The organism is Virgibacillus necropolis (assembly GCF_044793635.1).
Taxonomy (GTDB): Bacteria; Bacillota; Bacilli; order Bacillales; family Amphibacillaceae; genus Virgibacillus_F; species Virgibacillus_F necropolis_A.
In genome coordinates, this window is record NZ_CP084992.1 from 3641085 (window position 1) to 3655473 (window position 14389).

Sequence of the window (14389 nt, forward strand, 5' to 3'; positions counted from 1 at the left end):
CATTTAATAAGTATACCTGGGTATACAAATGGCTTGAATAAAATAAAATTGTCCCTGTAAGTAGAGGGATTTCTACGCAAGCGCTTCCATGAAAAAAGTTATTAAAAAAGTGCCCTTTTTCTGAATAACTATTGATAAATAATCTGAAATTGCATAAGATGGTAAGATATATTCTTTGGAGGGAAGCCAAATTGGAAAAAACTAAAATAGGATACTTAGGCCCTGTAGGCACATTTACTGAAGTAGCGACGAAAACCGCTTTTCCAAAGGATGATCTATATCCGTGCAAAACAATTCCTGACTGTATGGAGGGTGTACTTGAAGGTGAAATCGATTATTGTGTTGTTCCAATTGAAAATGCAATTGAAGGCTCTGTAAACCTAACAGTCGACTATATATTTCATGAGCGCGCACTACCAATTGTAGCCGAGGTAGTAGTTCCAATTAAGCAGCATCTAATGGTGCATCCGCAGCAAATTGACGAATGGCAGAACATCAAAAAAGTGCATTCACATCCACAAGCGATTTCGCAGTGTCATCATTTTTTAAAAGATACACTTCCGGATGCAGAACGTGTTTTTGAAAATTCAACCGCTTCAGCTGCAAAATGGATTAAGGACCATCCAGAGGAATGTTTAGGGGCAATCGGTAATGAATCAGCCGCAGCGTTATATGGTCTGAAGATTATCAACTGGGATGTTCACGATTATGAAAATAATCATACACGATTTGTTGTTTTGAGTTGCAAACATGCACAGCTGGCACTGGATCACACAGCTGTTCTCAAAGATAAAACGACAATGACAATTACGTTACCGTCCAACTTACCAGGGGCGCTTCACCAAGTGTTATCTGCATTTGTGTGGCGACAAATTAATTTATCAAAAGTTGAATCACGTCCAACCAAAACGGGCTTAGGGAATTATTTTTTTATTATTGATGCCGACATGAAGATGGACGAAATTTTAATCCCCGGCGTCAAGGCCGAATTAGAGGCACTTGGATGTAAGGTAAACATCATTGGAACTTATCCGTGTTATGGTGCAAAAAATAAATTGAAAAAAGTGTTGACAACTGATTAAAAGTCAATCATAATAAGTGGAATTACAAAAATAACAATAATTTAGAAATCGGCAATGAAAGGCAATAGTAGTGTTTTATCTTCCTGTTTAAGAGAGCTGATGGCCGCTGAGAATCAGTACAAAGATAAGCATGAATTACCACCTGGAGCTTCTTTTTCTTCATAAATTGAAGAAAAGGACGGTCATTTGATCGTTAACAAAATGAAGTGGTGAACATGTTGTTCACAACTAGGGTGGTACCGCGATTATAATCGTCCCTACTGTTAATTCAGTAGGGACTTTTTTAGTACCAAAAAAAATTGAATAAAGTAAATGCAATGAAGGGCAATAGTAGTGTTTTATCTTCCTGTTTAAGAGAGCTGATGGTCGCTGAGAATCAGTACAAAGATAAGCATGAATTACCACCTGGAGCTTCTTTTTCTTCATAAATTGAAGAAAAGGACGGTCATTTGATCGTTAACAAAATGAAGTGGTGAACATGTTGTTCATAACTAGGGTGGTACCGCGATTTCAATCGTCCCTACTGATTATTTCAGTAGGGATTTTTTTGTACCCAAAAAATTAAATAAAGTAAATGCAATGAGAGGAACCGAGTAGTGTCTTATCTCCCTGTAGCAGAGAGCTGATGGTTGGTGTAAATCAGTCAAAGATAAGCATGAATTTTCTATCCTGGAGTTTCTTTTCCTTCGTAAAGTGAGGGGGAAGACGGTCATCTGATCGTTACCAATTTCAAGAGGTGAACAGTTTCGTTCACAATAAGGGTGGTACCGCGTTGAAAATCGTCCCTGTCGTCTAAATGACAGGACGTTTTTTTATTACTTATAGGAGGTGATGCCGAATCTTTTTAAGGATAGGCAATTGTAACTATAAAAAACTAAAATCAGGAGGAATAAACCTATGACTATAAACGAATTAACACAATTACGTAACAAGATTGATGAGATTAACCTGGAAATTTTGACATTACTAAACGAACGAGCGGAGGTAGTTCAGGAAATTGGAACGCACAAGGGTAAACAAGGGGTAAACCGATTTGATCCGGTTCGTGAACGTCAGGCGCTTGATTTAATTATGGAGAATCATGCCGGACCGTTTGAGGCTTCAACCATTCAACATATTTTTAAAGAGATCTTTAAAGCGAGCCTGGAGCTTCAAGAAGATAATCATCGCAAGGCATTATTAGTTTCGCGAAAAGCACGTCCTGAAAATACGATTGTTGATGTAAATGGTGCAAAAATTGGTGATGGAGAGCAACGATTCATTATGGGGCCATGCGCAGTTGAAGGTTATGATCAGGTGAAAGAGGTTGCTTTAGCAATGAAAGAGCAAGGACTGACTTTAATGCGAGGTGGAGCATTCAAGCCTAGAACTTCTCCATACGACTTCCAGGGCTTGGGGATAGAAGGTCTACAAATTTTAAGAGAAGTTGCGGATGAAGTAGGGATGTCGGTTATCAGTGAAATTCTCACTCCACACGATGTAGAGAAAGCATTAGACTACGTTGATGTTATTCAAGTGGGTGCCCGTAACATGCAAAACTTCGAATTGCTTAAAGCGGTCGGTAGAGTGAAGAAGCCAGTTTTACTGAAACGCGGTCTTTCCGCAACCATTGAAGAATTCATTAATGCGGCAGAATATATCATTTCACAAGGAAACGACCAAATCATTTTATGTGAGCGGGGTATTCGCACATACGAAAAAGCGACAAGAAACACATTAGATATTTCAGCTGTACCAATTTTGAAGAAAGAAACACATTTACCGGTTGTTGTTGATGTAACACATTCTACAGGAAGAAAAGATTTGCTTCTTCCAACTTCAAAAGCAGCATTAGCGATAGGGGCGGATGCAATCATGGCAGAAGTTCATCCAGATCCTGCTGTTGCGTTATCCGATTCAGCTCAGCAAATGAATATTCCGCAATTCAATGAGTATATGGGTGAATTAAAAGATTTTAAAGAAAAGCTAGCAACACCAAGCCGTGAAAAAACGCTGTCAGGCAAGTAGGGCCATAATGCAGATAAGGAGGAAATGTAATGAAGTGGAAAAAGCAAATTCTTGATTTACAAGCTTATCAGCCAGGAAAATCGATTGATGAAGTGAAGAAACAGTATCAACTAGATTCAATCGTCAAACTAGCTTCAAATGAAAACCCATTTGGCTATCCATCAGCAGTAGATCAGGCTTTAAAGGAATTCCATTCGTCATTCATGCTTTACCCGGACGGAGGTGCTATAAAATTACGAGAAGCAACTGCATCATTATTAGGTGTAGACAACAATCAATTAATTTTTACAAATGGCACGGATGAACTTGTGCAAATTATATCAAGAGCCTTACTTGAACCAGGGAAAAATACTGTAATGGCTACGCCGACTTTTCCACAATATAAGCATAATGCTGTTATTGAAGGCGCTAAAATCCGTGAAGTGGAATTAGTAAATGGTAGTCATGATTTGAATGAAATGATTTCTGTGATTGATGAAAATACTGCAGTTGTATGGGTTTGCAGTCCTAACAATCCAACAGGGAGTTATATCGCTGTAAATGAACTTCGATACTTTTTAGAGCGAGTTCCAAAAGATGTGTTGGTAGTTCTTGACGAGGCTTATTATGAATATGTAACGAATTCCTATCATTCTCTTGACTTTATAAATGAATTTCCTAATTTAATTATCATGAGAACTTTTTCAAAAATGTATGGTCTTGCTAGTTTTCGTGTGGGTTATGGGATTTCGTCCGTATCGAATATTCAACAGTTAGAACCAGCACGTCCTCCATTCAATACGAATGTACTTGGACAAATAACAGCATCTGTTGCGATTTCAGATCAGGACTTTGTGGAAAAATGCCGGGTAAGGAATGCTATAGAAAGGGAAAGATATTATACGTTTTGTCAGGAAAATAACCTCCATTATTACCCTTCACAGGGCAATTTTATCTTAATCGATTTACAACGTGATGGTGACGAAGTATCTCAATTCTTATTATCAAAAGGACTAATCGTTCGTTCTGGAAAATTATTAGGTTTTCCAACATCCGTTCGCATTACGATCGGTTTGGAAGAACAAAATGAACGAGTAAGAATTGCATTAAAGGACTTTATAGAAGATGTAAGTGGGCGTGTGAAAATAAGTCACCAACATAATTAATGCGGCAACGGGAGGATTTTTCATGGATGGAAATGTATTTATTGTTGGACTAGGATTAATTGGAGGTTCTTTAGCCCTCACAATTAAAAATCAACATCCAAATGCGAAGATTTATGGTTATGACATTAAGCAAAGTGAAATAGAAAAAGCCAATGCACTCCAAATAATAGACGAAAAAGTAGATTCAATTCGTCAGGGGGCAGAATCAGCAGATTTAATCATTCTGTCAGCACCGGTACTCGAGACGGAAAAATTAATGAAACAGTTGGTAAACATGACATTAAAGGAAAACGTTATTATTACAGACACCGGAAGTACAAAAGGTGGGATTATGGACTTAGCTAATAATTTGTGGGAAAAAGAGGTATCGTTCATTGGTGGACACCCGATGGCAGGTTCACATAAAGCGGGAGTGGAAAGTGCGAAAGCTCATTTATTTGAAAATGCTTTTTACGTACTAACTCCACGCGCCGATACCTCTTTGGAAAAAGTAGACGAATTGAAACAATGGCTAAATGGAGCAAATCCGCATTTTCTAGTACTCGATCCAGAAGAACATGATAACGTAACAGGTGTGATCAGTCACTTTCCACATATTATAGCGGCCGGTTTAGTCAACCAAACGAAAAAGTATGCCGATAAAAATTCCCTCGTCAGTTTGTTAGCGGCAGGGGGATTTCGGGATATAACTCGGATTGCGTCCAGTAGCCCCAGTATGTGGAAAGATATCGTAAAACAAAATCGCAGCAACTTATTAGACTTGTTCGATGATTGGATTGCGGAAATGAATAACATAAAAGGTGTTTTATTGGACGACAATGAACAAACAATTGCCCATTTCTTTGAAGAAGCCAAAGCATACCGTGATTCTTTACCTGTCCGTTCCAAAGGAGCTATTCCAGCTTACTATGATCTGTATGTGGATGTGAAGGATTCACCTGGAGCAATATCAAGTATAACTTCTATATTAGCGGAACAAGCAATTAGTATAACCAATCTGCATATTATTGAATCCAGAGAAGGCTTATTGGGGGTGCTGCGAATTAGTTTCCAAAAAGATGAAGACCGCAGCCGAGCTCAAACTTTGCTGAAAACAAATGATTATAAAACATATGAAGCAGCTTAAAAGAGTTAACAGAAATTTGTAATTCCTACTTGATTTATCGGATTAATTGGAATACACTATATATTAAATTAAATATTCTTATCAAGAGAAGCTGAGGGATCTGGCCCTGTGAAGCTTCAGCAACCTCTGACATTTGTCAGAAAGGTGCTAATTCCAGCGGGAGTGATTCTTGGGAGATAAGAGCGGAAGTAGCGATGGTAATAAGCCCTCTTTTCTCATTAAAAGAAAAGGGGGCTTTTGTAATGAAAAAGTGCGCAGATACATAGCTGAAGGGTTATTTTTCATATAAATATTTTATTTAAGAAAGGTTGATTAATTTGAGTGAAATAGTTATTTTGTCGGGAAGTCCTTCTGAATATTCCAGGTCTGATCAAGTGTTGAAGTATTTAGGAACATTGCTCAAACAGGAAAATTTTTCTGTGACCCATATTTCTATTAAAGATGTACCACATGAGGATTTATTTCTCGGGAAATATGATAGTCCAGTTTTCAAGGATATTGCGACATTAATTCAAGGCGCAAAGGGTGTCATTGTTGGGTCACCGGTATATAAAGGTGCCTATTCAGGGGTGTTGAAAGCATTGCTTGATGTTTTACCACAGGATGTACTCCAGCATACCCCTGTTCTGCCGATAATGACGGGTGGAAGCATGTCTCATCTACTTGCACTTGAATATACATTGAAACCGGTGTTGGCAACATTGAAGGGGCACAACTTAAAAGGACTCTATCTACTGGATAGTCAAATTGATAAGCAAAAAGAAAATCCAATTATTGATGAGAGTATTTTAGAACGTACGAATAAGCAACTGTATTACTTTATCGAATTAGTAAACAATCAAGGGGCATTAGTTTCGACAGTCTGAAAACCTGAAAAATAAAATGAAGGAGGAAGAAATAGATGACAAAAGAAAGAATTTATCTGAATGCATTTGATATGAATTGTGCTGGTCATCAGTCTCCTGGGTTATGGACACACCCGGAAGATGAATCACACCGTTATAAAGATAGCGAGTATTGGATAGAGCTTGCCAAGCTTTTAGAAAAAGGCCGATTTGATGCTGTATTTATAGCGGATGTGTTAGGTACCTATGATGTCTATAAGGGATCAAGGGATGCGGCTGTAAGGCAAGGGGCGCAGTCTCCGGTAAATGATCCGTTATTGGTTGTTCCTTTAATGTCCGCCGTAACAAAACATCTTGGGTTTGGCGTTACGGCTTCTGTTACACATGAGCACCCGTATCCATTTGCCCGTCGGATGACAACGCTCGATCATTTAACAAAAGGTCGTGTGGGGTGGAACATTGTTACATCCTATCTCAAAAGCGCATCGGTAAATATAGGACTTGATGATCAATTGAAACATGATGAGCGGTATGATTTAGCAGCCGAGTATTTGGATGTTTGCTATAAGCTTTGGGAAGAAAGTTGGGAAGGCGATGCTATTAAGTTAGATAAAGAAAATGGTATTTATACCGACCCAACCAAAGTTCATGATATCCAACATGAAGGAAAATATTTTAAAGTACCAGGCGCTCATCTGAGCGAACCTTCGCCCCAACGGACACCTGTTATTTATCAAGCGGGTGCTTCAACCAAAGGACGTGCTTTTGCAGCGAAAAATGCGGAATGTGTGTTCATTGGGTCACCGACGATAAACGTCGCCAAGGAGACAGTTAGAAGACTGCGAGCTGATATCGAAAAAACGGGAAGATCGCAGGATGAAGTGAAAATTCTTACTATGTTTACCCCGATTGTTGGCAAAACCGAAGAAGATGCCAACGCTAAATTTGAAGATTATAAGAAACATATAAGCGACGAAGGAGCGCTAGCTTTATTTGGAGGTTGGACCGGTATTGACTTATCTGATTATGACGCAGACCAAGTTATAAGTTATATCGAGAATGACTCGATACGGTCAGCGCTAGAAGGTTTCACAAAAATAGACCCGGATAAACAATGGACAGTTGAAGAAATTAAGAACTTTGTAGGAATTGGCGGTATGAGTGCCTATGCAGTTGGATCCCCAGAACAAATTGCGGATACGATGGAAGAGTGGGTAAATGAAGCAGGAGTTGATGGCTTCAATATTGCTTATGCCATTACTCCTGGGACGTTTAGGGACTTCATAGAATATGTCGTTCCAATTCTACAAGAAAGAGGATTGGTTCGAAAGGAATATGAAGGAAGCACGCTTCGGGATAATTTGTTTGGTCAAGGAGATCAGTTGCCGGTGTATCACCCCGGTAAACAGACGAATGGTTTGCTTGTGAAATAAGTTTTGGATTTACTTAGTGCAAAGGCCCTTTAAGGGTCTTTGTATTTTTGATGTGTTCATTATTATTACTTTTTTAATTTTGAAAAATAGTTTGAAACGAAACATTTGTTCTTGTTTGATTTATCTGATATTATATATTTAGAAAAACACCCCGGTTTTATCCTCATATTATCCGGAAGGATGTGTTAACATGTCACCAGCATTGTTAGTACGTGAAGACCGCATCAAATATACCCACCACGATCAATTATTTAAAGAATTAATTCACACATTTTTTTCCGATTTTCTCGAATTATTTTTTCCGGAAGTCCATCTTCACATAGATTTCAGCTCTATCAAGCCATTATCAAATGAAATGTTCACCGATATGATTGAAGGGGAAAGTCGAAAAGCAGATATTGTCATTGAAACGAAGCTAAAAGGTCAAGATACACTTATTATTATTCATGTGGAACCCCAAAGCTATAGTCAAGAAAATTTCAACGAACGAATGTATCAATATTTCAGTCTGCTTTATAATAAGTATAGGAAGCCAATTTTACCTATTGCGATTTTTAGTTATAATGAACATAGATACGAACAAAATGAATTTATGATAAAATTCCCATTCTTTCACGTGTTAACTTTTAATTTCTTAATGCTAGAATTGAAAAAAATGAATTGGCGTGACTATATTCAATCGAATAATCCAGTTGCAGCAGCTTTATTAAGTAAAATGGGATATACCGAAAAAGAAAGGGTTCAGGTTAAAAAAGAGTTTTTACAAATGCTAGTAAAAATGGAAATGAATCCAGCCAAAACAAGTTTAATAAATGGCTTTTTTGAATCTTATTTGCGATTGAATAAATGGGAGGAGGAAGGAATTAATGGAGGAAATTAAACAATTGGATGATGCCAAAGATATCTTAAAGCTACCGAACTCTTGGGAAGAAAAAGGAATAGAAAAGGGGAGGACGGAAGAAAAAAGAGAGATTGCTCTTGAAATGTTAAAAGAAGGGTCTTCTGTAGAATTTATTGTAAAAGTCACCCAACTTGATAAAGAAGAAGTTGAAAGCATAAAAGAGAAGCTTTAACTATTGAGTCAACAACTATAGCGCCATAGCATACACAGGAAACAATCTATCTATGCTATGGCGCGTGCTTTAATTCAATTTACTTAAAACCCTGTAACCTTGAGAAAAACTCTTTCACGAACGCATAAAATATTTTTTCGGATGGTGCTAGACTTTTCTCCTTCTGTTTAATCACTCCCACCGTTCTTCTAACTTCGGGAATATTAATTGGAATTTTAACGGTCAGTCTTGGTGTGGACTCGTGAAATGTACTTTCAGGTAAGAGTGTTACGCCAATTCCAGCAGAGACAAGACCTTTGATAGCGTCTAAATCTTCTCCCTCTGATGAAATCTTTGGCGCGAATCCTGCTTGTCTGCATGCATCTACAATTACTTTTTCTAATACAAACCCTTTGGGAAAGCTAACAAATTCATCATTTTTCAAGTCAGTAAGGTACAGGCTGTCCCTATCTGCTAAAGGATGACTCAATGGTAATAAAGCTAAAATACTTTCAGTGAATAATATATGGCTTTCGATATCAGGGTCATCTTTAGGGACAGGACCAAGAAAGGCCACGTCTATCTCGTCTTTTTTTACAGAATCGATTAAAAATCTATAAGAACCTTGCCTTAAATGAAACGCAACATTCGGATATTCGTCTTTGAAGGCAGAAATGACACTTGGTAATAGATGACTAGATAAACTCGTCGGAAAACCGATCTTAATTGTTCCACGTTCAGGATCTAAATATTCATCGATTTGTTTTTTAGCGTTATCAATTGCCTTCATTGCGATCTTTGTGTGCGTATAAAAAGTCTTTCCTATTTGTGTTAACTTAATATTTCTGCCTTCACGTTCAAATAAAGAGACGCCAAGTTCTCCCTCTAAGTTGGCGATTTGCCTGCTGACTGCCGATTGCGCAACATGCAAGTTTACCGCTGCCTCTGATACGTGTTCACGCTCTGCAACTTCCATAAAATAACGTAATTGACGTAGTTCCATAACTTATTCCCACCATTCATATCAAAAGTAGATTGTTTTAATCTAAATTATATATTGTTTAGATTAATTTGAAAACCTATAATTGATATAAGGCACCACATACGGAATGGAGGTATTAATGATGAGTTATAACCAAATACCAAAAGCTCAAGGTCTTTATCGCCCTGAATTTGAACATGATGCATGTGGAATTGGGTTGTATGCACACATGAATGGAGTTCCTACTCATGATATTGTGAAAAAAGGACTAAGAATGCTTTGTCAGCTTGACCATCGCGGAGGGCAAGGAAGTGATCCGTTGACAGGTGATGGATCAGGATTAATGGTTCAAATTCCTGATCGTTTTTTCAGGAAAGTTTGTCCGGAAATGAACTTGCCTGAAAAAGAGCGTTACGGTGTTGGGATGGTTTTTTTCTCAAATGATGATGAAAATCGGGAGGAAGCGGAATCTCACATTAATTCATTTATAAAAAAAGAGGGGCAAACCGTTCTTGGGTGGAGAACTGTACCCACAAATATCAGAAAAATCGGAAATAAAGCAAAAGAAAGCTGTCCAATAATTCGTCAAGTATTTATTGGGGCAGATCCTACTATTAAAGAAGATGTAGGATTTGAACGAAAGTTATACATGATTCGTAAACAAGCGGAAAAAGTAGCTGCGGAACGCGGGGAGCGTTTTTATTTTACCAGCCTTTCAAGTCAAACGATTGTATATAAAGGGTTACTAGCACCGGAACAAATGGATGCTTTCTATATTGATTTACAAGATACGGATTTTGTTTCTGCTTTTTCGATGGTGCATAATCGTTTTAGCACAAATACATTTCCAAGTTGGGAACGGGCTCATCCAAATCGTTATTTAATGCATAATGGAGAAATCAATACGTTAAGAGGTAATGTCAACTGGATGAGAGCGCGGGAGGAGCAGTTTGTTTCGGATGCTTTCGGTGATGACTTGGAAAAGGTACTTCCAATCCTGGATGCGGATGGGAGCGACTCATCTATATTAGATAACGCACTGGAATTTTTTGTTTTGGCCGGCAGAAAACCCGCACACGCTGCCATGATGTTGATCCCAGAGCCATGGGTCAACAATCCGCATATGTCGAAAGAAAAGAAAGCTTTCTACGAGTATCATAGTTCATTAATGGAGCCATGGGATGGTCCAACGACTATTTCATTTACGGATGGAAAGCAAATCGGGGCAATCCTGGACAGAAACGGTTTGCGTCCAGCGAGATATTATGTGACTAAAGATGACTATCTTATCTTTTCTTCAGAGGTAGGAGTCATCGACGTGGAAGAAGACAATATTTTGTATAAAGACAGATTGAGTCCTGGAAAAATGCTTTTGCTAGATTTAGAGGAAGGGCGGATCATTTCTGATGATGAGATTAAAACAGAAATGGCTGAAGCGGAGCCTTATCGCAAATGGTTGGATGGGCAACTCGTTAAACTGAAGAATAAAGTGGAGGCACTTGATGAAATGCCGTTTGAAAATTTAGTGACGAGACAAAAAGCGTTTGGATATACGTATGAAGATATTCAGAAATACTTGGTTCCTTTAGTTGCTGAAGAAAAAGATCCAATTGGTGCCATGGGTAATGATGTACCGCTAGCGGTATTATCCGACCATCCACAATCCTTATTTTCCTATTTCAAGCAATTATTTGCTCAGGTAACGAACCCACCGATTGATGCGTATCGTGAGCAACTAGTTACCTCCACTACAAGCTTGTTAGGACCTGAAGGGGATATCTTACATCCGAGTGAAAAGAATTGCCATAGACTTCAAGTAGACACACCCATCCTGTCTAATCGACAGCTTCGATTATTAAAAGCTGATAGTTATCCGGGGTTTTCCAGTATGACGTTAGACGCGTTGTTTTACGAAAATCTAGAAGGTGCACTTGATCAGATTTGTAAAAATGCTGACAAGGCAATTGCAGAAGGTATTAGTATTCTTGTTTTGTCGGATCGGAATATGGATGAACAGTCCGTTGCAATTCCATCACTCCTCGCAGTAAGTGCATTGCATCAGCACCTGGTTCGCCAAGGTACCCGTACGAAAGTGAGTATCATTGCTGAAACTGGTGAGGCAAGAGAGGTTCATCATTTTGCAGCCCTGATCGGTTATGGCGCAAACGCGATAACTCCGTATCTTGCATACGCGACATTGAGTCAAACAATCAATGAAAATAATTTAACGTACAGCTATAAAGATGCAGTTAGTAAATATATTCGGGGAATTACCGAAGGCGTTGTAAAAGTGATGTCCAAGATGGGAATTTCAACGATTCAAAGTTATCGCGGTGCACAAATATTTGAGGCAGTTGGAATCAGCAAAACTGTCATCGATCGTTATTTTACAGGAACTGCTTCCCAGCTCGGTGGAATTGAATTAGATACGATTGCGGAAGAAGCAGTGAATCGGCATAAACGTGCTTATGCAGATCATGTTGATAGTACCCTGGAATCAGGAACTGACTTTCAATGGAGAAAAACTGGTGAACACCATGCGTTTAATCCGAAAACTATTCATACCCTGCAATGGGCTTGTCGAAGAGGAGATTATAATCTTTTCAAGCAATATTCAGAAGCGGCAAATGAAGAAAGAATTAATTTTCTGCGTAATCTATTTACGTTTAAGAAAACGAATTCTATACCAATAGAAGAAGTTGAACCTGCCGACACGATTGTGAAACGGTTTAAAACAGGGGCGATGTCATTTGGTTCGTTAAGTCAAGAAGCCCATGAATCTTTAGCTATTGCGATGAACAGAATTGGTGGAAAAAGTAACAGTGGTGAAGGTGGAGAAGATCCGAAGCGTTTTGTCGCAAATGAAAATGGCGACTCGCCTAGAAGTGCTATTAAACAAATCGCATCTGGACGCTTTGGTGTAAAAAGTCATTATTTAGTTAATGCTGACGAACTACAAATTAAAATGGCCCAAGGAGCGAAACCAGGGGAGGGTGGACAACTGCCAGGAAAAAAAGTCTATCCATGGGTAGCTAACGTACGTGGATCTACTCCTGGTGTTGGCCTGATATCGCCTCCTCCGCACCATGACATTTATTCTATTGAAGATATGGCACAACTGATTCACGATTTGAAAAACGCTAATCGTGATGCTCGCATCAGTGTAAAACTTGTTGCAAAAGCAGGGATTGGAACGATTGCCTCTGGTGTTGCAAAAGGTAAAGCAGATGTTATTTCAGTTAGTGGATATGATGGTGGTACTGGTGCTTCACCAAAAACAAGTATTAAGCATACAGGACTTCCTTGGGAGCTTGGGCTAGCTGAAACACACCAATCCTTGATGTTAAATGGCCTTCGAGATCGCGTTGTTTTGGAGACAGATGGAAAGCTGATGACCGGAAAGGATGTCGTACTGGCCGCATTACTCGGCGCAGAAGAGTATGGTTTTGCAACAGCACCACTTGTAGTTCTTGGTTGTGTCATGATGCGCGTATGTCATGTGGATACATGTCCAGTAGGCATTGCCACTCAAAACCCAGAACTTAGAAAAAAATTCATGGGTGATCCAGATCATGTCGTTAATTTTATGTACTATATTGCCGAGGAAGTTAGGGAAATTATGGCAGAGTTAGGTTTTAAGACCGTTGAAGAAATGGTTGGACGGACAGATGTATTAGATGTAAGTGATCGGGCTAAAGCACACTGGAAAGCGAAGTATTTGGATTTGACTACATTACTCTACCAGGCAGATGGACCAAGAACCTGCCAAACAAACCAGAATCATCATCTTGATGAGTCACTGGATTTATCGAAAATTTTACCTGCAGTAGAACCTGCTATCGAACGGAAGGAACAAGTCGATCTATCATATTCTATCAAAAATACAGATCGTGTAGTTGGAACGATAGTAGGTAGCGAGATATCGAAGCGCTATGGGGAAGTTGGGTTGCCGGAGGACTCAGTAACGTTAAGATTCACTGGGTCTGCAGGACAGAGTTTTGGTGCCTTTATACCAAGGGGCATGTCGATGTGGCTAAGTGGTGACGCGAATGACTATGTAGGAAAAGGATTATCGGGTGGGAAAGTGGTCGTCGCATCTCCTATTGAAGCAAAACCTTATGAATCTAATAATGTTATTGCCGGAAACGTTGCTTTTTACGGTGCAACGAGTGGAGAGGCATATATTAATGGTTATGCTGGTGAACGATTTGCTGTCCGGAATAGTGGTGCAAATGTTGTTGTAGAAGGAATTGGTGACCACGGATGCGAATATATGACTGGAGGACGTGTAGTCATTTTAGGTGAAGTAGGTAAAAACTTCGCAGCCGGAATGTCAGGTGGTAACGCCTACGTTCTTGCGGAAGATCTATCCGCATTTAAACATTTATGTAACAAAGAAATGATAGAGTTTGAACCTCTCGCAGATTGTAATGAGGTGGAGGAAGTTAAACAAATGGTCAAAAACCATTATCGTTATACCGGGAGTCAAAAGGGAGCTTATGTGCTAAATAACTGGAACGAGAGTGTGGGGAAATTCGTAAAAGTTATTCCAAAAGATTATAAATTAATGCTCGAAAAAATTCAAAGCTACAAGAATGATGGTTTTACAGACGAAGAAGCTGTTATGAATGCTTTTCAATCGAAAGATCAAAACAAAATCATCGATACAGAACCAGAAAAACCTGAAGTAGTATCATTATAGTGTGTGTTCAAAAAG

At 38.9% G+C, this 14389-nt stretch carries 10 protein-coding genes, 1 riboswitch and 3 other annotated features; of the genes, 9 read left to right on the forward strand and 1 reads right to left on the reverse strand.

Annotated elements, in window-relative coordinates; genetic code table 11:
* Window positions 1-191 precede the first annotated feature (191 nt).
* From pheA to LG329_RS18115, 8 genes are all read left to right on the forward strand, one after another.
* Window positions 192-1082, forward strand: coding sequence for a prephenate dehydratase (gene pheA / locus LG329_RS18080; RefSeq protein WP_404452236.1), 891 nt, complete (start codon window positions 192-194; stop codon window positions 1080-1082).
* Window positions 1083-1127: 45 nt separating this feature from the next.
* Window positions 1128-1344: a binding site (T-box leader), on the forward strand.
* A gap of 46 nt (window positions 1345-1390) precedes the next feature.
* Window positions 1391-1607, forward strand: a binding site (T-box leader).
* 45 nt (window positions 1608-1652) lie between these two features.
* Window positions 1653-1872, forward strand: a binding site (T-box leader).
* A 107-nt stretch (window positions 1873-1979) separates the two neighbouring features.
* Window positions 1980-3089 (forward strand): bifunctional 3-deoxy-7-phosphoheptulonate synthase/chorismate mutase, encoded by a 1110-nt coding sequence (locus LG329_RS18085; RefSeq protein ID WP_404452237.1) that lies wholly within the window; start codon window positions 1980-1982, stop codon window positions 3087-3089.
* Between the two features lie 29 nt (window positions 3090-3118).
* Window positions 3119-4234, forward strand: a complete 1116-nt coding sequence (gene hisC / locus LG329_RS18090) for a histidinol-phosphate transaminase (RefSeq protein WP_404452238.1) — start codon at window positions 3119-3121, stop codon at window positions 4232-4234.
* Window positions 4235-4256: 22 nt separating this feature from the next.
* Complete coding sequence (locus tag LG329_RS18095) at window positions 4257-5360, forward strand: prephenate dehydrogenase (protein ID WP_404452239.1); 1104 nt, start codon at window positions 4257-4259, stop codon at window positions 5358-5360.
* A 75-nt stretch (window positions 5361-5435) separates the two neighbouring features.
* A riboswitch (SAM riboswitch) is annotated at window positions 5436-5543 on the forward strand.
* Between the two features lie 134 nt (window positions 5544-5677).
* Window positions 5678-6226 carry an NADPH-dependent FMN reductase gene (gene ssuE, locus LG329_RS18100; RefSeq protein ID WP_404452240.1) on the forward strand — a complete coding sequence of 183 codons (549 nt, stop codon included), beginning with the start codon at window positions 5678-5680 and terminating at the stop codon, window positions 6224-6226.
* Window positions 6227-6261: 35 nt separating this feature from the next.
* The gene (locus LG329_RS18105) at window positions 6262-7638 is read left to right on the forward strand and encodes an LLM class flavin-dependent oxidoreductase (protein ID WP_404452241.1); all 1377 of its coding nucleotides are present in this window, start codon (window positions 6262-6264) and stop codon (window positions 7636-7638) included.
* Between the two features lie 190 nt (window positions 7639-7828).
* Complete coding sequence (locus LG329_RS18110; protein ID WP_404452243.1) at window positions 7829-8518, forward strand: Rpn family recombination-promoting nuclease/putative transposase; 690 nt, start codon at window positions 7829-7831, stop codon at window positions 8516-8518.
* Window positions 8505-8711 (forward strand): hypothetical protein, encoded by a 207-nt coding sequence (locus tag LG329_RS18115; RefSeq protein WP_404452244.1) that lies wholly within the window; start codon window positions 8505-8507, stop codon window positions 8709-8711. Before LG329_RS18110 ends, LG329_RS18115 begins: the two co-directional genes overlap by 14 nt.
* Before the next feature lie 79 nt (window positions 8712-8790).
* Here LG329_RS18115 and LG329_RS18120 read toward each other — a convergent pair whose 3' ends face one another.
* Complete coding sequence (locus LG329_RS18120; protein ID WP_404452246.1) at window positions 8791-9693, reverse strand: LysR family transcriptional regulator; 903 nt, start codon at window positions 9691-9693, stop codon at window positions 8791-8793.
* 121 nt (window positions 9694-9814) lie between these two features.
* Here LG329_RS18120 and gltB point away from each other — a divergent pair, with 121 nt between their 5' ends.
* Window positions 9815-14374 (forward strand): glutamate synthase large subunit, encoded by a 4560-nt coding sequence (gltB, locus tag LG329_RS18125; protein WP_404452247.1) that lies wholly within the window; start codon window positions 9815-9817, stop codon window positions 14372-14374.
* Window positions 14375-14389 lie beyond the last annotated feature (15 nt).